Raw genomic sequence first — 25582 nt, 5'->3', positions numbered from 1 at the left:
CCGCGGTCAACCTTTCGGTTGATCCGTCCCGCCCCGCTGGCGCATAAGCTGATGAAATGCTTGCCGCGGACCCACAGACCACGCCGTCGGGTGCCGCCATCCTCCGGTTCCTGCGGGTGACGCTGCACACGGGGTTTGCGGTGCTGCTGCTGGTCGCCATTCTGCGCCTCCACCTGGGGGACGGTACGGCCGACGGCGGCGCTCCCGCGGGTGCGCAACGCTACATTTGGTCGGTGCTCGCCCTTGCCCTCGCGGCTGCTTACGTCGCCGGGACGGTGCTGGAGAAGCGGTACGCCGCGGGCCGTTCCGGCTTCAACCCGCACCCTTACGCCGTCCCGTGGCTTGGCCTGGTGACGGCGCTATGGGGTGTCCTCCTGGCTGGCAGCTCCGATTTTTCCTGGCTCGCCTTCCCCCTGTTCTTCCTGCACCTGCATGTGCTGCCGCGCCGGGTTGCCCTGCTCACCATCACCCTGATGACCGCGGCCGTGATTGCCGCGCAGTGGCTGGCCAGCGGACTGCCGGCGCCCACCCTGCCCGTGGTCCTGGGACCGCTGCTGGGTGCCGGGTTCGCCGTGGTCACCGGCCTCGCCTACCGGGCCTTGTTCATGGAAGGTGAGGCGCAGCGGCTGGCCGCGGACGAACTCCGGCGGACCCGTGCCGAGCTGGCCAGCACCCAGCACAGGGCCGGGGTGGCGGCCGAGCGGGAGCGCCTGGCCCGCGAAATCCACGACACCCTGGCCCAGGGCCTGTCCAGCATTGTGCTGGTGGCGCGGGCCGCGGAGAAGTCCCTTGCCGCCGGCGATCATGCCACCGCCGCCGGGCACTTGGCGCTGGTCCAGCAGACGGCTTCCGGAAACCTGGCCGAGGCCCGCAGCTTCGTCCGCGGGCTCACCTCCCCGCAGCTTCAGGAGTCCTCGCTGGCGGAAAGCCTGCAGCGGCTCTGCGGGGAAACCGAAACCCTGGCGGCTGCCCGGGGAAGCGGGTTGCGCTGCCGGTTCGAGCTGGTGGGCGGCCCCGCCGAGCTGCCGCCGCAGTACAGCGTCACCCTGCTCCGGGCAGCCCAGGCCAGCCTCGCCAACGTCAAGCAGCACGCAAAGGCAAGCACCGCCGTCGTCACCCTGGCGTTCCTCGGTGACGAGGTCACCCTTGACGTGTACGACGACGGCATTGGCTTTACGCCGGAAGCGGCGGATTCCGGCGTGGCCGGGCGGGCGGACGGCAGCGGCTTCGGGCTGCGCTCGCTGGCTGCCCGCGTGGGCGAACTGGACGGCTCCCTGGAGGTGGAAGCGGCACCCGGCGAAGGGACCGTCGTCGCCATCCGGCTGCCGCTCACCGCAGCCTCGGGAAACAACGTGGCGGGGGAGCGGTCCTGATGGGGCGCCTGCGTATTCTGCTGGTTGACGACCACCCTGTGGTCCGTGCCGGGCTGCGTGCCATGCTTACCGAATTCGAAGACTTCATCGTGGCGGCCGAAGCGGCAGACGGGGACGCTGCGCTGCGTGAGCTCGCCCGCCTCCGGGCCCTGGGGGAGCAGGTGGATGTGGTGTTGATGGATCTGCAGATGGGCGCCGGGATGGACGGTGTGACGGCCACGGCGGCGATCCGGAAGCTGGATTCCCCGCCGCCGGTGTTGATCCTGACCACGTACGACACCGAATCGGACATCCTGGCGGCGGTGGAGGCCGGCGCGAGCGGCTACATGCTCAAGGACGCACCACCGGAGCAGATCCGGCAGGCCGTGCTGTCCGCGGCTGCCGGTGAGACGGCGCTGGCGCCGAAGGTTGCGGCCTTGCTGATGTCGCGGATCAGCAGCCCGCAGACGGCCCTGACCGCCCGCGAGGTGCAGCTGCTTGAACTGCTGGCCACCGGGCTGACCAACCGTGCCATCGCCCGGAAACTGTTCATCTCCGAGGCCACAGTCAAGACCCACCTGGTGCACATCTACGGCAAGCTTGGCGTGGACAACCGCACCTCCGCCATCGCACTGGCGGCGCAGCGAAGGATCATCCGCACTCCAGGCCATTAACGGTGCGATACTGGGCGTTCAGCTCTTCGTCGTCAGGGGAACTTCGGAAATGGTCCTGGATACAGCTACGCTGCGGGTCGCCTTCGGCGTCATGGCTTTGGTCCTCGGATTGCTGTTCTATTTCTCGTCCTACCGGTACACGCGCTCCCCGTACAGCGGCTGGTGGTGCCTGGCGCTGGTGTTCTTCCTTGCCGGGTCCGCCGCTTTCCTCCTTGACGGGACATCCCATCAGTGGTGGGCCAATCCGCTGGGCAACGTCCTGCTGGTCCACGGCGGCGTGGCGGTCTGGGCAGGCGCCAGGTCGCTGCGCGAAGTGCGGCCCCAGCGGTGGGTTTTTACCGGCGTTCCACTCGTCACCCTCGTGGCGTCCGCACTCGATAACCCTGCCACCAACACCTGGTCCGGCGGTCCCGTGTTCCTTGGCGCGATGTGCCTGACCATTGGGCTCGCGGCCCGGGAACTATGGCGGCTGGAGCCCGGCTATTCCCGTGTCCGCGTGCCAATGGCGGCCGCCGCGGCCGGAATGTCCGTGTTCTATTTCGGCCGGACGGTTGCTTTCCTGCTGGGGGGCCAGAACGGGCACGTTTTCGTCACGTACTTCGGTTCGGCAGTGACCACGCTGGTGACCATGGTGCTGCTGGTGGTGGTGTCCTTCAGTATGTCTGCCCTCAGCAATGAACAACAGACCCGGACCCTGCGGATGGTGGCCACCCGGGATGATCTCACCGGGCTTCTGAACCGCAAGGCATTCCTGGATATGGCCGCGGAACTGCTGGCCGATCCAGCCGTCACCCAGGGCACAGGCGCCCTGATCCTTGCTGATCTTGACCACTTTAAATCCGTCAACGACACCCACGGCCACGCCGCCGGTGACGTTGCCCTGCAGTCCTTCGCCGCTGCGTGCGTGAATACGGTCCGGTCCACGGATCTGGTGGGCAGGTACGGCGGGGAAGAGTTCGTCCTGCTGCTGCCGGGGGCTTCAGCGGCGCGGGCGGAAATGATTGCGGGTGAGATCAGCCGCCACCTCGCCCAGGTCCCCACTGCCGGCGGCCTGGAAATGCCCACCGTCAGTTATGGCGTTGCCCAGTACGACGCCGGGACCTCCGGCGTGGAGGACCTCATCGCCTCCGCGGACCGGGCGCTGTACATGGCAAAGTCGCAGGGCAGGAACCGGACTGTGCACAGCGAGTAAGCATCCTGAGTCGGGCGGCACGCCTTTAGGGCCCCCAGGCATCCGCCCCGTGGATACCAGCTATCCCAAATGCCTGATTCCCCGATACCCCAAGCCTTGCCACAGTGAGGGAAGTCACTTTCGGCGCCTGAACAGCGCCGGCTCCTCCGTGACCATCAAGAGGCAAAGGAAAGTTCAATGGAGAATATTCAGCTCGCTGGTACTGAAAAAAGAGACGGGACACCCGCTGCCGGGGCGAAGACCGGGGCGAAAACACCAGGACGGCTCCAGGCCGCCCTCCTCGTCGCTGGCAGCTGCATGCCGGTCCTGGGCGCGGTCCTGCTGGCACCGGTCCTGCCCACCCTGAACCAGGCGTTCGCGGACACCCCCGGGGTGGCCATCCTGGTGCCGCTCACCCTCACGCTTCCGGCCTTGTTCGTTGCGCTCTTCTCGCCTCTCGCCGGGTACGTCGCGGACAGGGTGGGCCGGAAGCAGCTGCTCATCTTCGCCATGCTTGCCTACGCGGCGTTCGGGACGGCCCCGCTCTGGCTGGACACGCTGGAATCCATCGCGCTGTCCCGGGTGGGCGTTGGCATCGCCGAGGCCGCCATCATGACCTGCTGCACCACGCTCATCACCGACTACTACGCCGGACAGCAGCGGAACAAGTACCTCGGCCTGCAGACCATGGTCAGCGCGCTCGCGGCCACCGCCTTCTTCGCGCTCGGCGGCGCCCTGGGCAGCATCAGCTGGAGGACGCCGTTCTGGCTCTATGCCGTCAGCGCCGTCATTGTGATTCCCATGATTTTCAAGCTCTGGGAGCCGGCCAAGAGCCAGCGGACGACGGCGGCCAGGACGCCGGTGCCATGGCGGCAGATCGGCGCCCCGGCCGCGGTGACGCTGTTCGGCGGGATCGTCTTCTACGCACTGATCGTGCACCTGCCCTACGTCATCACCGGACTGGGCGTCGGCGACGCAGCGCTGATTGGCCTGGCCGCAGCCATCGCTTCCCTCGCCACGGCGGCGGGAGCGATCTCCTTCCGGTACCTGGCGAAGCTGGGCACCCGGAATCTGTTGGCGCTCGCCTTCGGGCTGGCCGCCGTCGGACTCTTCCTGGTCTCCATTGCCGGCAGCGTCCCGCTGGCCATTGCGGGTGCAGTGATCGCCAGCGCCGGAACCGGCGTCCTGCTGCCCACCCTGCTGACCTGGGCGGTCAACGGCCTCGAATTCCAGCAGCGCGGCCGCGGCACAGGCATCTGGACCGGAACGCTGTTCATCGGCCAGTTCCTCACCCCCATCGTCCTCGGCGTGGCTGCGGGCGCATTGGGCAGCCTCAGCATCGCTCTGGGTGCGCTGGGCATCGCCTGTGTGGTGGCATTCCTGGCAGTCCCGGTCCGCGGGCCCAGGATGCGCCCGTCAGTCACTGAACGGGCGGAACTCCCGCCGCGGATAGCCTATGGGTATGAAGAACCTGGACCTGAACCTGCTGCCCCAGCTGCAGGTCCTGCTGGAGCTGAAGAACGTTTCCCGGGCGGCCGAGCGGCTGCAGCTCAGCCAGCCGGCCACCAGCGCGGCGATGGCCAGGCTCCGGCGCCATTTCGACGACGAACTCCTGGTCCGCAACGGCCGCACCTATGAGCTGACGCCCTTTGCGCAGTCGCTGGTCCCGCTGGTTGATGAAGCGATGCTTCACGTCCAGCGGGCCACGCGAGTGCGGTCCGGTTTCGATGCCGCGTCGAGTGAGCGGGAGTTCATCATCGCCGCCTCGGACTATGCGGCGGCCCTGATGGTGGGGCCGCTGCGGCGGATCCTGTTGGATGAGGCGCCGAACGTCTCCGTGGACTTCGTGCCCACTGCCGGTTCAGGGATCCAGGGCCAGATGGCCGACTACTCAAAGATCGACCTGCTCGTGGGGCCCACCGGTTACCACATGCAGGGCGCCACGAAGCAGCTCTTCCGGGACAGCTTCGTCGCAGTGGCCGACGCCGGCAACCCCCTGCTCCAGCAACCCCGGCTGACGCTGGCGGATCTGGCCACGGTGCCCCACGCCGTCGGATATTTCGGCGAGGGAATCAGCACCCCGGCGGACAGGCTGTTCGACGCCGGCGGTGTGCAGCGCCGCGTGGCAGCCGTGGTGGCGGGGTTCCTGTCCCTGCCGCTGCTTGTTGAAGGGACTGACCTGGTGGCGCTGGTTCCGCGGATGCTGGCGGCCCGGGCCCAGCGCGGTGGGGACATTGTGGTGCTGGAGTTCTCCGAAGGCACCGAGGCGTCCCTGGTGGAGGCCATGTACTGGCACCCGTCCCAGACGGAGGACCCTGCCAGCGTCTGGCTGCGGTCTGTGGTGCAGCGGGCGTGCTCGCGGCTGCACGAACTCTTTCCCGTCACGGCCCACCCGGTGACTATCGACGCCGCGGATACCAGGTAGACCAAACCCGCCGTTCCCCTTCCCGGGCATCCCTGCGAGAGTCGTTGGAAACGTACTCCAGGAAGGACCACCCATGCCCGTTTCCAGCCAGCGCCTCGCCGGCAAAACCGCCGTGATCACCGGAACCGCGAGCGGGCAGGGGAGGGCGGCGGCGCTCGCCTTCGCCGCCGAGGGTGCGCTGGTGGTGGGCTGCGACATGGACGACGACGGCGCCGCGGCCACCGTTGGGCAGGTCACCGCTGCCGGTGGCCGGATGAGCAGCAGCCGGATTGATCTGACGGATGAAGCCGCCGTGGAGTCGTGGGCGCAGGACGTGGCCGCAACCCATGGCCAGGTCCATATCCTCTACGCCAACGCGGCGGTCACCCGGTTCGCGCCGGTGGAGCAACTCACGTTCGCCGACTGGAAATGGAATGTGGCGCACGAAATGGATGTGGTGTTCCTGCCGGTCAAGTACTTCTGGCCGCAGCTGATCCAAGCAGAGAACGCATCCATCATCCTGGTGGGTTCCACTGCCGGGGTCACCGGGTCCATGACCAACGGCCGCCTGGCCCACACCGCCACCAAGGGAGCCGTGGTGGCCATGACCAAACAGCTGGCAGCCGAAGGGGCTCCGCACGGCCTCCGCGTCAACGCCGTCAGCCCCGGCATGATCCGGACCGCGGCCACCGAAGGCAATCTCCTCGCTCCGGACCATCCCATGCGGACCATCGCCGGCAGCATCCCGCTGGGCCGGATCGGTGCGCCGGAGGAGGTCGCCAAGTGCGCGTTGTTCCTGGCCTCCGACGAAGCCTCGTACGTGACCGGGGCCAACCTGATGGTCGACGGCGGCTGGTCGGCTGTGCTGCCCGGCTGACCGGCAGTGCGCTGGTCGGCTGCTCAGCCAGGCTAAAGGGGTTGGGCGCGGCTAGCGCAGGGCGTCGGAGACCGACTTGGCCCCGCCGTGGCCCGATTGGCCGCCGTCCACGGGGATCTCCGCCCCCGTCACGAACGAGGACAAGGGGCTGAGGAGGAACAGCACGACGCCGGCCACCTCGTTGACGCTTCCCGTGCGGCCCAGCGGGGTTTCGGCGAGGGTGGCTTCGCGGAATTCCGGCTTGGCGCCCGCCGTCATGGGTGTGTCGATGAAGCCGGGGTGGACGGTGTTGACGCGGATGCCGTGCGGGCCGAGCTCCATGGCGGCCACCTGGGAGAGGCCGCGCAGGGCCCATTTGCTGGCGGTGTAGGCCGCCGGATAATGCGCAGTCAGGCCCGCCACCGAGCCGACGTTGACGATCGATGACCCGCTGCCCATGAGGGGAGCGAGTGCCTGGATCCCCAGCAGGGAGCCGGCGACATTCACCTCGTAGACCCGCTGCAAATCGGCCACCGAAGCGTCCAGCAGCCGGCTGCGCGCCGTGATTCCCGCATTGTTTACCAGCCCGTCAACGGCCCAGCCCTGCGCCTGAATCCAGCTTGCAAGGCCGGACCAGCCGGACGCGTCGGTGACATCCAGCTGCCGGTAGATCAGCCCGGCCCCGGCGCCAGCCGAAGCCGAAGCCGAAGGCAAACCGGCCAGCTCCGCCGGGACATCCGCCGCAAGGTCCGTGGCGATGACGCGCGCCCCGGCTTCCACCAGGAGCCGCGCCTCGGCGGCACCCTGCCCCTGTCCGGCGCCGGTGACCACCACGGTCCGGCCTTCGAGCTGAAGGGAAACCACCCTAGTGCCCTGCAGAGACCGCTGAGGCAACCCGGTTGCGGGGACGCGGCCTTGCAGCCACCCGGGTCACGGCCTCGCGCCGCGCACCCACGGTGTTCTCGATGGTCCCGATGCCCTCCACCGTCATCCGCACCACGTCGCCGGTCTGCAGCGGCGGGGGAGTCTTGGATCCGTTCCGCCCCCAGAGTTCCGCGAGGCAGCCGCTGCCGCAGGTCCCCGAGCCCAGGACGTCGCCGGGCCGAACTACCGAATCCTGCGAGGCGTAGGCCACCAACTCGGCGAACGGCCAGCCCATGTTGGAGAGCAGGTCCTGTCCGATCGCCTCGCCGTTGACCTGCACGGCCATGGAGATGGGCAGGAATCCCTCGGCATCGTGCCGGTCCTCGAACTCGTCCGCGGTGACGATCCACGGCCCCAATGTGTTGGAGAAGTCCTTGCCCTTGCACGGCCCCAGGCTGACTTTCATCTCGCGGCGCTGCAGGTCCCTAGCCGACCAGTCGTTCAGGATCGTGTACCCGAAGATGTGCCGGTGGGCTTCCTCCGCGCTCAGGTTGCGGCCGTCGCTCCCCGGCACGCGGCCGACGACGGCGGCAACTTCAGTTTCGAAGTCCAGGTCCGTGCAGCCCGCAGGAATTCCGATCACCTCGCCGGTGCCTGTCACGGTGTGCGGATTGGTGAAGTAGAAGGTGGGCGCCTCGTACCATTCGGGCACTACACCGGCCACGCCGTCGATGCTCTTCCGCACCCCTTCAACGTGCTCCTCGAACGCCACGAAATCCCGGATGGTGGCAGGGACCAGCGGCGCCAGCAGCTCCACCTCGGCCAACGGCACCGGAACGGCGGAACCGATCGTCTCCCGGGCGGCACCCAAGGCCGCTTCCAGCCCGCCGTCGAGCATGGTTTGGACGCTTTGGCCGGCCGGCAGCGCGTAGCAGTTTGCCCCATCCACAAACCCGGACTGCGTCCCGCCGTCGTGGTTCCAGCGTGCAATTTTGACCATTGAGTGTTCCTTAAACCGTGGGGTGTTCGGAGAGCAGGGCGGCTGCGGTGATGCCCAGCGTGCGTGCGTTGCCGCCCAAAACCTGGACCTCGTCGTCGGCAGGGAGTCCGGCGGCCTGGACTTCGTCCACCGGAAGGTCCGAGCCCATGTCGAACGGATAGTCGGAGCCCAGCAGCACCTGCTCCGGCCCCGCGGCAGCAACGAGAGCGCGGAGTTCGGCGGCGCTGTGGACCAGGGAGTCGAAGTAGAGCCTTTTCAGGTACGACGACGGCGGCTGGGCGCAGCCGTGTGCCTCCGGCCGGACCTTCCACGCGTGGTCGGAGCGGCCCAGGCTGGTGGGCAGGTAGCCGCCGCCATGGGCAGCCAGGACTTTGAGGTCCGGGTGCCGGTCCAGCACACCGCTGAAGATCAGGTGGGACAGGGCAACTGCGTTTTCGGCAGGCTGGGAGACGGTGTTGGCCAGGTAATAACGGTCCAGCCGCTCATCCAGCGAGCAGCCGAAGGGGTGCAGGAAAATCAGGGCGCCCAGTTCTTCGGCGCGGGTCCAGAACGGTTCAAGCCGGGGATCGGAAAGCTCAACCGTGCTGCGCTCGGCATCTCCCGGGGTGGCGGCGAACGAGCCGATTTCCACGCCCAGCAGGCCGCACTCCAGCACGGCGTGCTCGAGTGCTTCGACCATGAGGGCCGGGTACTGCAGCGGAACCAGGCCCAGCCCGTTGAGGCGTTCGGGCGCCCGGTCCACAAACTCGCGGACAGCGTGGTTGGCGGCTTTCGCCAACTCCAGGGAGAGCTCTTCGCCGGCGAAGTAGTAGAAGTGCGACGGCGACGGCGAGACCAGCTGCACGTCCACGCCTTGCGCATCCATGTCCGCCAGCCGGCGGCCCAGATCGGTCAGCTGCGGCCAGCGTTCCTTGATCATCCTGCCCGAGGCTGCCATGGATTCGGGTCCGTTGCGCCGGACCTCGAGTGCCTGCTGGGCTCCGAAGCCCTCTGGATCGGCTTCGGCCACCAACTGCTGGAGGGCAGGCAGGAGGACGTGCGCGTGGACGTCAACGGTGGGGTTGGTTCGTTCTTCGCTCATGCCGGTTCCTTGACCATGCTCGAGATGGAATGCATGAGGCCTGGCACGTCGGCGTCGCGGACGCCGTCGAGCATCCACTGGCCCAGCTGGACGGAAGCGGTGACAACCGCTTTGGTGCGGTCCAGCCGGCGGTCGGTGAATTCCTTCCACAGCGTCTCGGAGACCTCGTCCGCATTGATCAGCAGTTCCGCCAGCACGGCAGCGTCCTCGAGTGCCATGGCCGCACCCTGGGCAATCGTCGGCGGGCAACTGTGCGCGGCGTCGCCGATGATGACCGACCGGCCGCGGTTCCACGGCCCGTCCACCAGGTGGGTGGTGAACCACGTGTAGTTGATGCGGGCGCTGTGGTCCAGGTTGGCGCGGATCTCGTTCCACGGGCCGCCGTAGTCCGCGGCGAGCTCGGTCATGATGCGCGGGCCGTGCTCGGGCTTGCGCTCCTGGGCCTTTTCCACGAGGTACGCGTAGATGGTGTCCGGGCCGGTGGGGCAGTAGCCGGCAATGAAGCAGGGACCACCGTAGGTGAGGTCCGTGCGCACCACGTCGGCGGGCCGCTCCACGAAAGCACGCCAGATGCCCATGCCAGTGGGCTGGGGTTCGACGTCGATGCCAATGGCCTTGCGGACGGCCGAATGCAGGCCGTCGGCACCGATCAAAAGGTCATAACGGGAGGTGGTGCCGTCGGTGGTGCTCACGGTGACGGAGCCGCCGTCGTCCGTTACTCCGGTGACGCCTTTGCCGTAGCTGATCCGCGCCCCCGACTTCTCGGCGCGCTCGCGGAGGATGGCCGTGAGGTCCGGGCGGTACATGCCAAGGGTGGCGGGGAGGTCCTCACCGCCGGTCCGCATGTCATCCAGGACCGCGATGACTGTGCCGTCGGGGTTCGGGGCGCGGAGGCCGAGGGTGCTGAATGCATAACCCTTCGGCTCCACCTGGTCCCAGACGCCGAGCTGGCGGAGGATCCGCAGCGCGTTTCCCTGCAGGGTGATGCCGGAGCCCAGCGTCTGCGGGGTTTCTGCCTTTTCCAGGACTTCCACCTGGATTCCGGCGTCGGCCAGCAGGATGGCTGCGGTCAGTCCCGCGGCTCCCGCTCCGACGATTCCGACGTTCTGTACTGCTGCCATCGCTGACTCCTTTGTATTGACGGCGTTACTGCTGCTGGTTTTTGGTGCCTGATTCCGGCCGATCCGGGCCCTACCTGAGGGCGATCGGATTGACCGGTGACCCCACTGCTCCGGTGATGGGAAGCGGTGCCGCGGTGAGCAGGAAGTCGTACCGGCCGTCCGCGGCGCAGGCTTCGGCGAGGCCGTCCGGGTCCCACATTTCGCCGAGGAACAGCCCCAGGTTGGGGATGGCGATCTGGTGGAGGGGCTGGAAGGCTTCGTCGAACTCGTTCGGCCGGACCTCAAAGCCCCAGGTGTCCGTGGCTATTCCGGCGATTTCGCTGCTGTGTAGCCAGGGGGCTGTGGTGAAGGACAACCCGGGAGCCGCGCCGCCGGCGTAGTCGCCCCAACCGTCGCGGCGGGTACGCGTGTACTGGCCGGTGCGGATCACCACGATGTCACCCCGGCCCACCTTCGAGCTGGGCCCCTGCAGTTCGATGGTCCGCTCGAGGTGTTCCGGGGTGATGGCGAAACCGTCCGGCAGCTCGCCGTCGTTCCGTCCCAGGTCCGGGCCCAGTGCGCGGCCAACGTCGAGCAGTACACCGCGGGTGACGATCTTGGCCGCAGCCGTTTCGATGCCGGTGACCAGGTCGCCTTCGGAGGTGACTACGTCGCCGGCGGCCCTGCCGTTCCAGGCCTTGCCCTGGTCGAAGATGTGGCCCAGGCCGTCCCACTGGGTGGAGCACTGCAGGGGCATGGAGATCACGTCGTCAGCACCGCCGATACCGTGCGGGAAGCCCTGGTTGCCGCGTTCGGCGTCCACGCCGGTGTCAGTCATGGTGTGCACCGGGTTGGTGCGCCGGCGCCAGCCCTTCTGGGGTCCGTTGGTGTCGAACGGCTGGGACAGCGAGAAGGCTTCGCCGGTCTTCACGAGCGCTGCTGCTTTGACGCGCTTGGCCGCATCAATGAAGTTCAGGGTTCCCAGAACGTCATCGGAGCCCCAGCGGCCCCAGTTGTTGTGTGCTGCCGCCATGGCCCGGATGCTGGCCAGCGGGTCAGAACGCCGGATTACCGGGGAATCAGCTGATTCCCCGGTGCCGGTGGTGCTCGTATGAGTGGTGTCCTGCGTGGTCACTGCTGGCTGCCTTCAGTGAACGCTTCGTCCTTGCAGTGAATGAGCTGCGTGCCCAGCCCGGTGATGGTGCCCTCCATGACGTCGCCGTCCTGCAGCAGCCGTCCCCAGTGCTGGCCGTTGCCGGCGGGGCTTCCGGTCAGCACCAGGTCGCCTGGGCGCAGCGGCATGTTCTGGGAGGCTTCGCTGACCAGCTTGGCCACCCCGAAGATCATGTCCTGCGTGGATTCGTCCTGCATGGCCTTGCCGTTCAGCTTCAGCGTCACCTGCACGTTCTGCGGATCGCCGAAGAACTTCGCGGGCACCAGCAGCGGGCCGGTGGGCAGGAAGCCCGGGGCGTTCTTGGCGCGGTACCAGTCCGAGCCGATGGCGGGCATGTCCTTGCGGAAAACGTACTCACGCGTGGTGATGTCGTTGACCATGGTGTAGCCGAACACATACTCCAGCGCCTCCTCCGGCGTGACCCGGAACGCCGTCTTGCCGATGACTGCCGCCAGTTCCAGCTCCCAGTCATGGGACTTGGAGTAGGCCGGCAGCGTGAGGTCCTCCGTGGCGGAAGCGATCGCCGTCGGGAGCCCGATGAAGAAGTACGGCGTGCCCTGGCCTGCGCGCTTGTCCATCATGGCTGCCGTCTTGGCGCGGACTTCATCTTCGTCCTGGCCCGGTTCGCGGTGGGCCGCGGCGAGGTCGATCACGTGCTTGCGGTAGTTCGCTCCGGTCTGCAGGACCTGGACCGGCTCCACCGGGGCAAGGACCTCGACGTCGGCCAGGTTGAGGCCCGCGCCCTCTCCGGCGGATGCGGCCAGCGCATCAAGCTGACCCTCGGTGGTGTCCCAGTGCTCGATCAGGGAATTGATGTCCCCGTCCAGCGGCAGGACCCGGCCGCCGGTCAGCAGGCCCACGCGGGCCTTGGAGTCACCTTGCTCCTGGAAGCGGATCAGGGAATATGTCGATTCAGGCATATTTACTTTAGCCCCGTCCGTGCTTGGCATACGGATTCAGGAGTGCTTCCTTCATTGCGGGGGAGGCACCTTCTTCGGTGGCAGTGAAACCTTCTGCGGGCGGGAAGGATTCGGTCATGGAGTGCGGCATGGCGCCGTTCTTGTAGAAATTGTTGGACCCCAGCGACGGCTTCCAGGTGTTCGCCTCCCAGTCCGGGACGTAGTTGCGGTAGCCGCCGGAGTTGAGTTCCACACGCAGGCCTGACGGGTCGCGGAAGTACAGGAAGTTCTGCTCGCCCACGCCGTGGATGGAGGGGCCGTATTCCATGGGGGTGCCGTTTTCCATCATGACGTCAGCGGTGCGCAGCAGGTCCTCGGTGGCGTCCACCCAGAAGGCGATGTGGTTGACGCGGCCGGGGCGTCCTGAGGTGTCCAGGACCACGCCGAGGTCGTGGGATTTCTCGTTGGTGGTCAGCACCGAGAAGACGGTGATGGGTGCTTCGTCCAGGTCCACGAAGGCCATGACGCGGAAGCCCAGCGCCTCGTTGTACCACTTGGCGAAGCCGCGGACGTCGGAGGTGGCTACGGTGACGTGGTCCAGGAAGCGGGGTGCGGCGGCGTGGCTGCTGCGGCGCTCCGGACGGTCCGGGTAGGTGGACTCGAAGCCGGGTTCGGCGACGAACTTTTCGACGTCGAAGAAGAGGCGCATATGGTGGCCGTAAGGTCCGGTGAATTCGTAGGCCTTGCCGTAGCCGTGGCCGCCGGCGGTCCAGGTGCCCTGGACGCCCGTTGATTCGACCCGGGCGGCTGCGGCTTCAAGGGCGGCTTGGGAATTGGTGCGCCAGGCCATCCGGCCCAGGGATGCTTCCGGTCCTTCGGTGATCACCAGGCTGTAGCGGTAGTAATCACCCCAGCAGCGCAGGTAGACGTTGCCGTCCGCACGGTCGATGATGCGCATGCCGAATTTTTCCTCGTAGAACCGTGCCGAGGCTTCGACGTCCGGAGCGGTGATCTCGAGGTGGGCAAGATGGGAGAGGGGAGTTTCCACGTTGAATTCCTTTTCGAATACTTGCTGCTGCTTGCTGCAGTCTTAGGACTACTGTGACGCAGCACATGTATTCGAGGAAGGCGAAGTTTTTGATAGCAAGTATCCGTCCGGCAGATAGTCGGACGAACCCCCGCTACCCGTCCGCGTTCAGCTTCCCCGCCAGCCGTTCGCGCATCTGGATGCTGGCCTCGTTCAGCCCGATCAGTTCCACTTCGCGGCCGTGCCGGCGGTACTTTTCCGTGACGGCGTCGAGCACGGCAATGGTGGAGGCGTCCCAGAGGTGCGAGGCGTGCAGGTCCACCACCACGCGGCTGATCTCCGGTTCGGCGTCCAGGGCGTACTCGAACTGTGTGTACAGGTCATTGGAGGAGGCGAAGAACAGCTCGCCGTCCACGGTGTAGGTGGCCACGTTCTCGCCGTTGAGTTCGACGACGGTGCGCTCCACGGTGGCGAAGTGCGCCACCCGCCGGGCGAACAGGGCCATGGCCGCCAACACACCGGCCCCGACGCCGATGGCCAGGTTGTGCGTCACCGACACGACTGCGACGGTGATCAGCATGACGGCCGTCTCGGATTTGGGCATCCGGCGCAGGGTCCGGGGAGCGATGGAATGCCAGTCGAAAGTAATGGCGGAAACGAAGATCATCACGGCCACCAGGGCGGCCATGGGGATAAGGCCCACCACATCACCAAGGACCACAACCAGGATGAGCAGGAAGACGCCGGCAAGGAACGTGGACACCCTGCTCCGGGCTCCGGCGCCCTTGACGTTGATCATGGTCTGGCCGATCACGGCGCAGCCGCCCATCCCGCCGAAGAAGCCGGTGACGATGTTCGCCACGCCCTGGCCCCAGGATTCGCGGGTTTTATTGGAGCGGGTGTCCGTGATGTCATCCACCAGCTTGGCGGTCATCAGCGATTCCAGCAGGCCCACCAGCGCCATGGACAGCGCGAACGGGGCGATGATCTGGAATGTTTCCCAGGTCAGCGGCACGCTTGGGACAAAGAGGGAGGGCAGGCTCTCCGGCAGCTGTCCCTTGTCCTGGACGGAGGGCACGTCCACGCCGGCCAGCACGGCAAACAGGGTGAGCACCACGATCGCCACCAAAGGTGACGGCACCGCCGTCGTGATTCTTGGCAGTCCCACCACAATGACCAGGCCAACGGCCACCAGAGGGTAAACCATCCACGGCACGCCGATCAGCTCCGGGACCTGGGCCATGAATACCAGCAGCGCCAGGGCGTTGACGAAGCCCACCATCACCGAGCGCGGGATGAACCGCATGAGCCGGGTGACGCCGAGGACCGCCAGCAGGATCTGGAAAACGCCGGCCAGAATCACCGCCGCGATGAGGTGGTCCAGGCCGTGGCTGCGCATCAGCGGTGCGATGACGAGGGCGACGGCGCCGGTGGCCGCGGAAATCATGGCGGGCCGGCCGCCCACAAAGGAGATGGTCACCGCCATGGTGAAGGAGGCGAACAGCCCGATCCGGGGGTCGACGCCGGCGATCACCGAGAACGCGATGGCCTCCGGAATCAGGGCCAACGCCACCACGAGGCCCGCCAGCGCCTCGGTCTTGAGGCGGCGCGGAGAGCGGAGGGTGGCGCGGACCGACTGGAGCTGCTGCGGAGTGCCGGTCCGGGCGTCCGGGACGGTTCGTGCGGCCATGGCGTGGTCCAATCGTGCTGTCGAAGTGCGTGGCGGCGGCTTCGGGTTTCGTCCGGGCTGGGGCGGGGCTGCGTCACACCGGGAAATGAAGGGGCGCGGCAGCCCCTAACATTCTGGGGCATGCCGCAGGCCAACTGCTAAAATGGCGTGGTTGAAGGGCGGCCTATAGCTGGTCCAGCCAGCGCCGTAACGCAAGTAGGGGACCACACATCACATGACGGCAGGCGGTTCACACCTGAGCACTTCGGAGAGTTCCCCTGGCCCGTCCAAAAAGACGGCGGCCGCGGCGGAACTCCCGCGCTCAGTAGTGCCTGAGCCCACCCCTTCGCCGGCCAAGCGCCGGGCCTACATCGCCATCTGGCAGGGGTTCCTCGGCGCCCTGATGATGTTTGTGGGCTCCATCGGAACAGGGTGGATCGCCAACGGCTCGCCCATGATCCGCCAGCCGGTGGTCATCGCCCTGCGGACCGAGGGCTGGGGCGTCACCCTGTCCACGGTCCTGCTGACGGTGGGGGCCATGCTGCTGATGCGCTCCTGGCTGCGGCTGGGGCAAAGGCTGGACGACTGGAGCGGATCTGCCCTGCGCTCGGTGGTGATCGCCATCTCGGCCTGGTCCCTTCCGCTCCTGCTGGCCGTTCCCATCTTCTCCCGCGACGTCTACGCCTACACGGGCCAGGGCCGCCTGGTCCTGGAGGGCCAGAACCCGTACGACGTCGGCATTTCCACCCTCAACAACTGGTTCTCGCTCGGCGCCGACCCTGCCTGGGCAGAAGCCCGGACACCCTACGGGCCGTACTTCCTGTGGCTTGCCCGCGGCGTGGTTGAACTGACCGGAGCACAGCCGGACGTCTCCGTTCTGCTGTTCCGCCTGCTCGCCGGCGTCGGGGTGGTGCTCTGCGTCATCTACGTGCCCAAGCTGGCCGAACTGCACGGCATCAACGGCGCGCGTGCCCTCTGGATCGCGGTAGCCAACCCGCTGTTCCTCATCAGCTTCGTGGCCAGCGCCCACAACGACGCCCTCATGGTGGGCCTCGCCGTCGCCGGTGTCTACTTCGCCGCAACAAGGCGCTACCTGCTGGGCATCCTGCTGGTCACTGCGTCCATCGGGATCAAGCCGATCACCGTTCTGCTGCTCCCGTTCATCGGCGTCATGTGGGCCGGGCATGGTGCCTCGTGGACCCGGAGGTTCCTGATCTGGGGCGCGACGGCGGGAATCAGTTTCGGCGTGCTGGCCGTCAGCGGCCTGCCGTACAGCCTCGGGATGGGCTGGGTCTGGGCGATTATGGACCCGACGCCGGGTTACACCGGCTATTCGCCGTCAGGCTTCCTGGGGCAGCAGGTGGAGTTCCTCGGCAACGTGCTGGGACTGCCCGGCGGCACCTTCGCCGACCTGTTGCGCACCGGCATGAAGTGGGCGGCCATCGGGCTGGTCCTGCTGCTGATGTTCCGTGGCGATTATTCGCGGGCGGTGCGCCGGATGGCCCTGGCGTTCACCGCCGTCGTGATGCTCTCACCCATTATCCAGCCCTGGTACATCCTCTGGTTCCTGCCGTTCCTGGCGGTCACGGGCATCCGCAACGACTGGCAGATCCGGAGCCTCTACGTGGGCGTCACGTTCTTTGTGGTGTTCGGCGCGCAGGACCAGCTTTCGGTCTGGTCCTTCGTGGAACTGCCCATCGATGCGTCGTCGCTGGCGTTCATAACGGCACTGCTGTTCACGTTCTACCTGCTGTTCCTCGACGTCCACACACGGAAGCTGCTGATCGAGGCCAAGCCCTCGGACTCGGCCCGCAAGGCTGTCCGCTGGGTGCAGGAGCAGTGGCGGGGCATCCGCGCCCGCTGAGCCTTTGGAACGGCGCCAGTAGCTCCCGGCGGGCGCCAGTCCGTTGGGGTCACCCTCCGGTCATGGTTGGAGCCGGTGCCGGGATCACCGGGGTGGTGGCGGTCGGCTCCGCGGCGGGGGCTTCGGTTGGAGGTGTTGTTTCGGCCACCCCACCGCCCGTGCCGGGTGCCGCCGTCGTTGTTCCAGAAGGCGCGGGTGCCGGCACCGAGGCGTCAGGGGCAGGCATCCTGCTCGCCCCTGATGTTGCACCGGGCGACGGCGTGGCAGCCGTGGTCGGCGCTGCAGGGCCTGGGGTTGCGGGGGTTGCCGTGCCCGTTGTGGCGCTGGGGTCGGTCTGAACGATTTCCAGGATCTGTACCTTGAATGCGTTAAGGCGGCCCTGGATCTCGGACAAGGGGACGTTCTGCAGGTTCCGGCCGAACTCGGCGATCTCCGCCCATAGGTCGTTGAGCCTGGCCGTGCCGGCATCGCTCAGCGGTCCGTCCAGGGTAAGGACGAGTTGGCTGGCCAGAGCGTAGGTCAGGCAGCGGAGGCAGTCGTAATTGGCGGCCGCAGACAGGTTCTGCGGGACAATCACGTCTGCCTGGCCCACGATCAGCACCACCTGGAAGCCCACGGCCACCGCTGTGCAGTCGGCGCAGCTGGCGAAGGCATAGGCCTCATTGGTGGCATCCACGGGGCCCCCGTCTTCGGCCCACACGAGCGCGAACGCGACGTCGTAGGCAACCGAACCGTCCTCGGTGGTTACGGCCAGAGCCTGGTTGCCGTCTTCTTCCGGCGCGGCGGGCCGGTTGAAGGGGAAGACCCACGACGGCGCAGGCGCGGACGCTGCGTCAGTTGCGGTGCCTGTGGTGGTCGGTTTGGGCACCAGGACCATGCTGAGCTGGGGCTGGTCCCGGGTCGGTTTGGCTGCACCCTCTGGCCAGAGCGCCACAGTCTTCCCGGCCTGGCCTTCCCGCAGTGCTGTGTAATCGGACGCCGGGAAGACGGCTGTGGTGACGTCGGCCAAGGTCCCGCGTTCGTACGGCTGGACCGGACGGTAGGTGTCTGCACCGGGCCACCAGGCCCAGGCCAGCCCTGCTGTTACTGCGGCAATTGCGGCCATGGCCGTTCCCCGCTGAAGGGCCTTGCCGCGGGTCTTCTTCCAGAGCCCGGTGGTCACTTGCCGGATCAGCCGGACAAGGATGTAGAAGATGCCCAGGACGGGCAGGGCTACAGCTGCGATGGCCAGGGCGCGGACCGCGGCGCCGGCGATGTCCCCGGCGGCCAGGCTGTCAGAGAGCTGGGACTGCTGCTCCACGATGCTGGCCCACGCCGTGCCCAGGAGCCGCGGCAGGGAGAGAACCATCAGGACCAGGCTGAGCACCAGCAGGGGTACGGTGACCAGCACCCAGGTGGTGACTACCGCGCGCGCCCACGGTTTGAGTACCTGGGCTTCGGGCTCGGTCCGGCGCCATGGCAGCAGCCCGAGCAGGGTCGGTTTGATCCGTTGGAAGAGGTCCGGGACGCCGGTCGCGTCGGCCAGGATGTGGTAGCCATCGAACCGGACCAGCGGAAGCAGCTGCCTGACCATCTGGAGGATCTGGGTGACCACCACCAGCAGCAGGGCATCAAAGCCGGTGGTCCACCAGAGACCCATGATGGCCACCGCGACGATCGCGTTGAAGTACAGCCCGCCCAGGTCGGTGCGGATCCGGCCGCCGCGGCCCAGCCGGTAGGAATCCGTGACATCCGTGAAGAAGGCAGGCCAGATCAGGTAGAGGCCGGCACCCATGGCTCCGGGGGTAGCCCCGCCGCGACGGGCAGCTGCGGCATGGCCGAATTCATGGAATCCAGCGGACAGGACTGTGACTGCAAGGACCAGCAGGAGCAGTCCCGGGTTCGCAAACGCATCATGGGTTGCGGAGCCGAGGCCCTTCACCATAAGAACCCACCAGCACGCGGCGAGGAAAGCTGCGCACACGACCGCAATGATCAACGGGTGGAAGAGCGCCGCGAACGGCGCTGTGAGCTTTCGCGTCCGCTCCGGGTCCGTCACTGTGTAGCGGAAGCGCATGCCCAGCAGGGGATCGGCCTTCTTCACCTCCGGCTGTGAACCGTCCGCCAGCCGGAGCAACCCCAGCGGCAGCAGCTGGGAAGTGACCAGGGTTCGTACGTTGTCGCCGCTCACGAGCTTCCCGAAGCGGGCACTCACCTGGGCGGCCACCTCCTCGGGCGTGCGTTGACCGTCGATGGCTTCCAGCACCAGGTACAGCAGGCGCGTCAGCGCAATGGCCTGTCCGTCTGCCCTGCGGACCAGCGACGGCGGTTCACGGTAGCCGGAACCTTTCGTTTCGCCGATCAGCTCGACGCCGTCCGCCCGGACCGGGACGTCGGCCGGATGGACGGCTGGCACGCCGGACGTGCCGGACGAGTCGGACGCAGGAGAAGGCGGCGGGCCGTCCAGCCGGGACGGCCCGCCGTGCACTGTGCTCATGAATGCTTGTTCACGTGGGAGGTGGCGTCCGTGCTCTACTGGCGGAGATCGGACTGCTGATCGGCGGAGGCGGTTGCGCTGCCGTCGATGTGCTGGCTGATGATGGCGTCCTGCTGGGCCACAGCAAAGGCGTCGCTGTCGATGGAGCCGATGTTGGCCGCGACGGCGGCATCGATCGGTGCCGCCACGTTGGCATTTGCTGCAACAGCGCCGTTGATCGGCGCCGCGATGTCGGCCTGCGCGGCCAGGTCCACATTGACGTTGAGCAGGTCCCCGTCCAGGGCGGCGGAGGGATCCACCGGCAACGCGCCGACACCAGTAGTCCCGTCCTCGGGAAGGAGCCCGCCGTCGGTGGCTCCGGCGTCACCGGTGCCGCCATCGGTGGCTCCCGCGTCACCCGCAGCCGTATCGGTGCCTTGGTCAATGGTGCTGTCCTGCGTGGACTCTGCTGTGGCATCCGCCGTGATGCCCTGCTCTATGATCACTCCCTGGTCAGCAAGAGCCTGCGCCTCGGAGCCGAACGAGAGGATGTTCGCCGAGGCAGCCGCATCAATCGGAGCTGCGACGTTGGCGTTGGCCGCGACAGCGAGATCGATCGGTGCCGCCGCATTGATGCCCAGGTCCAGGTCGGCATTCAGGTCCAGGACCGAAGCGACTTCCTTGTCCGGCAGCGCCGTGCCACCCTGAGCAAGCAGTTCTTCATCTGTAAGCGGGGTCAATCCCTGTTCAGTGCTCATGTGAAGCTCCAGTTCCGGCACGGGTCCGCCGCTGCCCCCAGTGAGCAGGTCTACCGATGTGCCTAACGCAACACAATACTAAGCATGATGATCATCCTTGGACATCTTCAGGTCATCCGCTGCCCGGTGACGGTGGCCAGGTAGTTCAGCAGCGCGTCCTGGAACGCCCGTTCGGAAACCGCGGGGTGTGCCTTGCTCCGGTGCTGGTGATGCCAGTAGCCGCCGCTCGTCAGCGCCTCCGGGTCGCTGCTGGTGGCAAGCCATTCCTGGGTCAGGTGGCCGAGCCTCAGATCGTCCGGAGCGCCGGGGCCGCCCATTTTCGTGGGCACCCAGCCGGGATCCACGGCGTTGCTGAGCACCTCAGGCCATAAACGCGCGACGGCGGCGCTCAAGGCGGTGACGTAGAGCTTGCTGTCGGAGTAGGTAGTTCGTTGCGGCTGGCCGCTCGTGCCGCTGCCGGGCAGGGCCGCGCGGCCGCCGCGGTGCATGCCGCTGGTCACGTAGATCAGCCGGCGCGGGCGCGTGATCAGGGCGGTCAGCAGGTACGGTGCGACGACGTTGACCTCGAAGAGGTGCGGGCCCGTGTACACGCCTGCATTGTGGATCACGGCGTCCACGGGACCCAACCGATTAACCTGGGCAGCGACGTCGCGCGTTTGTTCTGAATCCGACAGGTCACCCACCACGCCCGTTGCGCCGCGGTCGAGGAGGTCCTGTGCCGCGGCCAGCCGGGAATCGCTGCGCGCGTGCAGGATGAGTTCGTGGCCGCCGTCCAGAAGCGTCTGGGCAGTAAGCCGGCCGAGCCCATCGGCGGAGCCCGTGATGAAAATGCGCGCCATTTTTCCTCCTTCTCCTCCGCCAGTGTCCCACCACCCGAGGTCCCGAGGCCGCGTCGGAGCCCTGCCCACCAGGTTTCCGGTTGCGGGAACAACCGCGCCTTGGTGTACGTTGCAGTGTCGTCAGAAACGATCATCAAATACGTCAGAAATGAGAATCACCCAAGTGGCAACCGATTACGACGAAGTCCGTTCCGATGTCAAGGAATCCCAGGACCGTTCATTGGAGGCGCTGCAGTCCGCAAACGCGCCGGATGCCCGCAGCGTGGTCAGCGAACTGGACCAGGCCGATGCGCTCGATGAAGGCATGACCCCCGGGGGCGAGATTGTTAGCGAAGAGCTCATCGTTCAGGTCATTCCCCAGGCTGCGGATGAGTTCACGTGCTATTCCTGTTTCCTGGTGCGGCACCGCTCCCAGCTCGCACGGGAGAAAGACGGCCACAAATACTGCGTCGAGTGCGAGGGCTAAACCTCGCCTCCACGGCCGGCCCCCGCCGGCTCAGGCCGTCTTAGCCTCCGGCACAACCTGTGATTTCCGCCCCAGCTCAGCCGTCCGCTTCACCGACCACCACAGCAGCACCACCAGGAGCACGTTGCGGGTGGTGAGGATGGCGGCCATCACGGGGTGCGCGTGGATGAGCGGCGTGTAGAAGAGCGGGTAGATCACGAAGGTGGTGACGGCGATCCCCATCAGCAGGGCCGCCGGAACCTTCCAGCGGTCCCAGTCATGCGTCAGGCCCGCGATGATCACCGGCGCCAGCCAGATGATGAACTGCGGCGAACCCACCTTGTTGAACACGATGAACGCCGTGGTCATCATCAGGGCACCCTCGAGGAACAGCTCTTCCCGCTCGGCGCCGCGGTTCAGCGCACGGATCAGCAGGACTGCGGCCACCACCGCAGCGAGGATCAGCAGCGGCTGCATCAGGAAAGCCGCCACAGACGCGCCCGGCCCGTACACCTCGGTGGAGTTGATGGCCGTGTTGTCAGCCATCTTCGAGCCCGCGATGTTGAACACGCTCAGCCATACCCAGGGCGTGGAGAACGTGGCCTCAAGCTGCATGCCGCGCTCGCCCTGGTTGGTGAGGAAGTCCAGGATGTGCGGGAGCCCGCCGGTCAGCCAGGTCCCCAGGCCGACGACGGCGGTCACCGCCACGCCGGAGGCCAGCACCTGAAGGCGCTTCCTGCTGGCAATGATGATGGGCACCAGGACTGCGGCGGGCGCCACCTTGATCCACGTGGCAATACTCAGCAGGACGCCGGCCACCACGGGGCGTTCAGCGGCGTACAGCAGGGCAATCAGCACGATTGGCGCCGTGATGCCCTCCACCCGGGCGAAGCTGAGGTAGCCCATAAAGACGGTGAAAAACAGCCACCACCAGGCGGGGGCAATGCCCTTCGCCTTCCGTGGGCCGCGGGTCAGGAAAGCGAGCCCGACGGCGTTGAGGGCTGTGATGATCAGGAACCACACCAGGAGGTACAGGTCAGGACCCGCGATGCCTGCGAGGAAGATCGGGATCTGCGCCAGCACGGGGTACACCCAGGGGCTGATCTTGCCGTCCAGGCTCTCCGGGTTGTAGCCATCCATGGCCCACTGGCGGTACTGCTCGGTATCGCTGAACGTACCGCCGCTGAGGAAGAAGGACGCCATCCAGCCCAGGAAGTACAGGTGGACCACGGCGAAGCCCCACCAGACGCTGGACGGACGGGCGAACCAGTCCACCACGGATGCGGGCAGGACGGCACTGCGGACGCTGACCAGCCGGTCAAAGAACTTCGTGGAAATGTCAGGACTCCTTGAGCGCAGGGACTGACGCGGAAGTCTTCTTGCCCAGCGAATACAGGCGCCGCACCGACCACAGGAACAGGACCACCAGCAGGACGTTGCGGATGGTCAGGACGCCGGCCATCAGCGGGTTGTTGTGGCTCAGGGCGTCGTAGAACAGCGGGTAGATGAAGAACGTGGCCACGGCAATGGCGATCAGCATCGCCGCCGGAACCCGCCATTCGCGCCAGCTGTGGGCCAGGCCGACGGCAACAGCCGGTGCCAGCCAGACCATGAACTGGGGCGAGCCCACCTTGTTGAAGACCACAAAAGCGGTGGCAAGCGTCAGGGCGCCGGCGAGGAGCAGTTCGGTACGGTCAACGCCGCCGTCGGGCTCGCTGCTGCCGTTGACCTTTCCGTTGTGCAGCGCCCAGAACGTCAGGCCGGCCACCAGGAGCGCGGCCAGGATGAGGAGGGGCTGCATCAGGAAGGACATGACTGCGGTGCCGGGGCCGTCCACCTGCATCGAGTTGATGTCCGTGTTCATGTACATCCGGGAATCGCCGATATTCAGCACGGACAGCCACAGCCACGGCGTGGTGAAGGTGGCCTCCAGCTGCATGCCCCTATCGCCCTGCTGGGTGAGGAAGTTCAGGAGCCGGGGTACCGTGCCTAGGACAGCGGCCAGGGCCACGACGGCGGCCGAGGTGACCACGCCGGCGAGGACCACCAGCATGCGGTTCTTGACCACGGCGAACAGCGCCAGCATGATGGCGGCCGGCCAGACCTTCATCCACGTGCCGATGCTGAGCAGGATTGAGGCGATGAACGGGCGCTGCACGCCGTAGGCCAGGGCCACCAGGACGATCGGGGCTGTCAGTCCGTCCACGCGTGCGAAGCCCAGCCAGCCCAGGAGCAAAGTGAAGACCAGCCACCACCAGCCGGCGGGAATCGCGTCCTGGTTGCGGCCGCGGTCCGTGAGCTTCAGCAGGCCCCAGCCGTTGAGCAGGCTGGTCATCAGGACCCACAGGAAGAAGAACGGACCGGGCCCCGCCAGGCCTGCGATGGCCATGGGGATCAGCGCCAGGATGGGGTAGACCCAGGGGCTTGGCCCGCCGCTGAGGTTCGCCTCGTTGAAACCGGCCAGCGCCCATTCACGGTAGATGAAGGTATCACTGAAGGCTTCGCCCCGCAGGGAAAGCAGCGCTCCGAAGATCAGGAACCCCAGGTGCACGGCGATGAAGCCGGCCAGCAGCCCCCGCGGCGTGTTGAGCCAGGACCGCGCAGCCGCCGGGAGGATGACGTTGCGGATCCGGGTGAGCGTGCCGAAGAATGCGTCCGTGGAAATGGCGGAATCCTTGTCAGAGAGGGGCTAAACAGGGGCCGGATCTTGCCGCTGGGCTGGAACCGGGAGCACGAGGGGTCCGTTTACAACAGCCTCCGCTATAGGTCAAGGGTAGTTGAATGCAGCCGGTGCCGAATAATCCGGTGGCCCTATGTGGACTTGGAGTGGCGGTACCGTTCAATCTGTTTAAGCCGCCGCAGGAGGCTGTCGCGCCGCGGGTGCGGGACGGCGTCGGGCGCTTCAGCGGTGAGGTCAATATGCTTGGTGCCGTACTGCCACAGCAGCAGGTCATCCAACAGCCGGTCCGGGCCGGGGGAGTACCGGTGGTCCAGCGCCTTCCGGACCTCGGTGATCCGCTGGGCGCTGAGCAGACCGGCCAGCTGGACCGTCTGGTTCAGGCCATGCGCCGCCATCAGTTCAGCCGCCCAGCCCCAGTCATCATCCACTTTGCGGTCCACGTGCGGCAGCAGCGTGCGCCAGACATCGCGGATCCGGTTGGGGGTGAGTTGCGCGGCGCCCTCGCCCTCCATGTCCCAGTAGCTGCGGACTTCCTCGTAGCGTTCGTGCAGGTCCGCGAATGCGCCTTCGACTGTCTCCAGCATGGCCGCGGTGGCGGTGAACTGGCGGTCGAAATGCGGGGTCCAGGCGCGCGGGTCCTCGGCTTTGAAGCGGATGTCGTGTTCGATCTCGCTCCACGCGTGCGCGAAGACCGTGCGGATCTGGCACTCGAAGAAATAGCTGCCGTTGGGCTGGACGTCAGGGTTGAAGACCGACTGGTACTCCTTGACGGCCTCATTCTGGATGGTGCGCAGGATGAGGTGCCGGCTGGAGTAGCCGTAGGTGCCGGACTCGATGGAGCCGATGTCCTTTTCCCTGTCTCCGCGGCAGTCGAACACCTGGCGCTGGCGTTTGATGATGTTGGCCACCAGGGCATTCTCCGTGGGCAGCTTGGTGATGACGCGTACACCCACCATGTCATTGAGCGTGCGGAACGGGTCCGGGAACTTCAACACCGGCGGCCCGCCGGGCTCCAGCGGCTCCTCGATCCGGGAGATCTTCTCGCGGAACGACTCCACGGATTTGGTGCGCCCGGTGACAAACAGCGGCGTGACCTCGGTGTCCTTGAGCATGCCCCGGAGGATGTGCAGGACATCGCGGGTGACCAGCTTCAGGGCAGGCCGGACGCGCTCGTAGATCTCAACGTTCTCCTGCACGGATTCACGCTGGCTCACGTCCAGGCTGTCCCAGTTACTCGGCATGGTCCCAGCTTACGGCGAGGGTGTGACAG

Annotated in this window: 21 protein-coding genes and 1 pseudogene; 8 read left to right on the top strand and 14 right to left on the bottom strand. The window is 66.9% G+C overall.

Going from position 1 to position 25582, the window contains the following annotated elements; translation table 11 throughout:
• The first annotated feature begins 56 nt into the window (after positions 1-56).
• The 6 genes and pseudogenes from ACP7AX_RS14930 to ACP7AX_RS14905 all read left to right on the top strand — a co-directional run bounded on the left by ACP7AX_RS14930 (position 57) and on the right by ACP7AX_RS14905 (position 6478).
• A complete protein-coding gene (locus tag ACP7AX_RS14930) occupies positions 57-1373 on the top strand; it encodes a sensor histidine kinase (RefSeq protein ID WP_426227409.1) in 1317 nt (438 codons plus the stop codon).
• Positions 1373-2026, top strand: coding sequence for a response regulator (locus tag ACP7AX_RS14925; protein WP_131684227.1), 654 nt, complete (start codon positions 1373-1375; stop codon positions 2024-2026). Before ACP7AX_RS14930 ends, ACP7AX_RS14925 begins: the two co-directional genes overlap by 1 nt.
• A gap of 49 nt (positions 2027-2075) precedes the next feature.
• Positions 2076-3218 carry a GGDEF domain-containing protein gene (locus tag ACP7AX_RS14920; protein WP_426227407.1) on the top strand — a complete coding sequence of 381 codons (1143 nt, stop codon included), beginning with the start codon at positions 2076-2078 and terminating at the stop codon, positions 3216-3218.
• A gap of 177 nt (positions 3219-3395) precedes the next feature.
• Positions 3396-4616, top strand: a pseudogene (locus ACP7AX_RS14915) (MFS transporter); the annotation flags it as partial.
• Between the two features lie 43 nt (positions 4617-4659).
• On the top strand, positions 4660-5622 hold the full coding sequence (locus ACP7AX_RS14910) for a LysR family transcriptional regulator (protein ID WP_426227405.1): 963 nt from the start codon (positions 4660-4662) through the stop codon (positions 5620-5622).
• A gap of 73 nt (positions 5623-5695) precedes the next feature.
• Positions 5696-6478: an SDR family NAD(P)-dependent oxidoreductase gene (locus tag ACP7AX_RS14905; protein WP_426227402.1), complete on the top strand. Its 783-nt coding sequence runs from the start codon at positions 5696-5698 to the stop codon at positions 6476-6478.
• Positions 6479-6529: 51 nt separating this feature from the next.
• On the opposite strand, the gene ACP7AX_RS14900 is transcribed toward ACP7AX_RS14905, so the two are convergent.
• From ACP7AX_RS14900 to ACP7AX_RS14865, 8 genes are all read right to left on the bottom strand, one after another.
• On the bottom strand, positions 6530-7321 hold the full coding sequence (locus ACP7AX_RS14900; protein WP_426227399.1) for an SDR family NAD(P)-dependent oxidoreductase: 792 nt from the start codon (positions 7319-7321) through the stop codon (positions 6530-6532).
• 1 nt (position 7322) lies between these two features.
• On the bottom strand, positions 7323-8321 hold the full coding sequence (locus ACP7AX_RS14895) for a fumarylacetoacetate hydrolase family protein (protein ID WP_426227397.1): 999 nt from the start codon (positions 8319-8321) through the stop codon (positions 7323-7325).
• Positions 8322-8331: 10 nt separating this feature from the next.
• Entirely contained in the window at positions 8332-9402 is a 1071-nt protein-coding gene (locus tag ACP7AX_RS14890; RefSeq protein WP_131684233.1) for an amidohydrolase family protein, read from the bottom strand.
• On the bottom strand, positions 9399-10523 hold the full coding sequence (locus tag ACP7AX_RS14885) for an FAD-dependent oxidoreductase (RefSeq protein ID WP_426227394.1): 1125 nt from the start codon (positions 10521-10523) through the stop codon (positions 9399-9401). Before ACP7AX_RS14885 ends, ACP7AX_RS14890 begins: the two co-directional genes overlap by 4 nt.
• 70 nt (positions 10524-10593) lie before the next feature.
• A complete protein-coding gene (locus tag ACP7AX_RS14880) occupies positions 10594-11637 on the bottom strand; it encodes a cyclase family protein (RefSeq protein WP_426227392.1) in 1044 nt (347 codons plus the stop codon).
• Positions 11634-12596, bottom strand: coding sequence for a fumarylacetoacetate hydrolase family protein (locus ACP7AX_RS14875; RefSeq protein ID WP_131684236.1), 963 nt, complete (start codon positions 12594-12596; stop codon positions 11634-11636). Before ACP7AX_RS14875 ends, ACP7AX_RS14880 begins: the two co-directional genes overlap by 4 nt.
• Positions 12597-12603: 7 nt before the next feature.
• Positions 12604-13623 (bottom strand): VOC family protein, encoded by a 1020-nt coding sequence (locus tag ACP7AX_RS14870; protein WP_131684237.1) that lies wholly within the window; start codon positions 13621-13623, stop codon positions 12604-12606.
• Positions 13624-13756: 133 nt separating this feature from the next.
• Positions 13757-15292: a SulP family inorganic anion transporter gene (locus ACP7AX_RS14865; RefSeq protein WP_131684238.1), complete on the bottom strand. Its 1536-nt coding sequence runs from the start codon at positions 15290-15292 to the stop codon at positions 13757-13759.
• A gap of 214 nt (positions 15293-15506) precedes the next feature.
• Between ACP7AX_RS14865 and mptB the strand changes: the two genes are divergently transcribed.
• Positions 15507-17135 carry a polyprenol phosphomannose-dependent alpha 1,6 mannosyltransferase MptB gene (gene mptB, locus ACP7AX_RS14860; RefSeq protein WP_426227389.1) on the top strand — a complete coding sequence of 543 codons (1629 nt, stop codon included), beginning with the start codon at positions 15507-15509 and terminating at the stop codon, positions 17133-17135.
• A 49-nt stretch (positions 17136-17184) separates the two neighbouring features.
• Here the strand turns inward: mptB and ACP7AX_RS14855 are convergent, their stop codons facing one another.
• The 3 genes from ACP7AX_RS14855 to ACP7AX_RS14845 all read right to left on the bottom strand — a co-directional run bounded on the left by ACP7AX_RS14855 (position 17185) and on the right by ACP7AX_RS14845 (position 21187).
• Complete coding sequence (locus tag ACP7AX_RS14855; protein WP_426227387.1) at positions 17185-19611, bottom strand: hypothetical protein; 2427 nt, start codon at positions 19609-19611, stop codon at positions 17185-17187.
• Between the two features lie 35 nt (positions 19612-19646).
• Entirely contained in the window at positions 19647-20348 is a 702-nt protein-coding gene (locus ACP7AX_RS14850) for a peptidoglycan-binding protein (protein ID WP_131684240.1), read from the bottom strand.
• 107 nt (positions 20349-20455) lie between these two features.
• Complete coding sequence (locus tag ACP7AX_RS14845) at positions 20456-21187, bottom strand: SDR family NAD(P)-dependent oxidoreductase (RefSeq protein WP_426227385.1); 732 nt, start codon at positions 21185-21187, stop codon at positions 20456-20458.
• 163 nt (positions 21188-21350) lie between these two features.
• Here ACP7AX_RS14845 and ACP7AX_RS14840 point away from each other — a divergent pair, with 163 nt between their 5' ends.
• Positions 21351-21653 (top strand): DUF4193 domain-containing protein, encoded by a 303-nt coding sequence (locus tag ACP7AX_RS14840; protein ID WP_426227503.1) that lies wholly within the window; start codon positions 21351-21353, stop codon positions 21651-21653.
• Between the two features lie 30 nt (positions 21654-21683).
• Here the strand turns inward: ACP7AX_RS14840 and ACP7AX_RS14835 are convergent, their stop codons facing one another.
• The 3 genes from ACP7AX_RS14835 to ACP7AX_RS14825 form a co-directional block, all read right to left on the bottom strand.
• Positions 21684-22910, bottom strand: coding sequence for a glycosyltransferase 87 family protein (locus ACP7AX_RS14835; protein ID WP_426227383.1), 1227 nt, complete (start codon positions 22908-22910; stop codon positions 21684-21686).
• A 61-nt stretch (positions 22911-22971) separates the two neighbouring features.
• Positions 22972-24261 carry a glycosyltransferase 87 family protein gene (locus tag ACP7AX_RS14830; RefSeq protein ID WP_426227501.1) on the bottom strand — a complete coding sequence of 430 codons (1290 nt, stop codon included), beginning with the start codon at positions 24259-24261 and terminating at the stop codon, positions 22972-22974.
• Between the two features lie 182 nt (positions 24262-24443).
• Entirely contained in the window at positions 24444-25553 is a 1110-nt protein-coding gene (locus ACP7AX_RS14825) for a (p)ppGpp synthetase (RefSeq protein WP_131684243.1), read from the bottom strand.
• Positions 25554-25582 lie beyond the last annotated feature (29 nt).

It is taken from the genome of Pseudarthrobacter sp. DSP2-3-2b1 (assembly GCF_049895945.1).
GTDB lineage: Bacteria > Actinomycetota > Actinomycetes > Actinomycetales > Micrococcaceae > Arthrobacter.
This window is presented reverse-complemented; position numbering and strand designations above follow the sequence as displayed.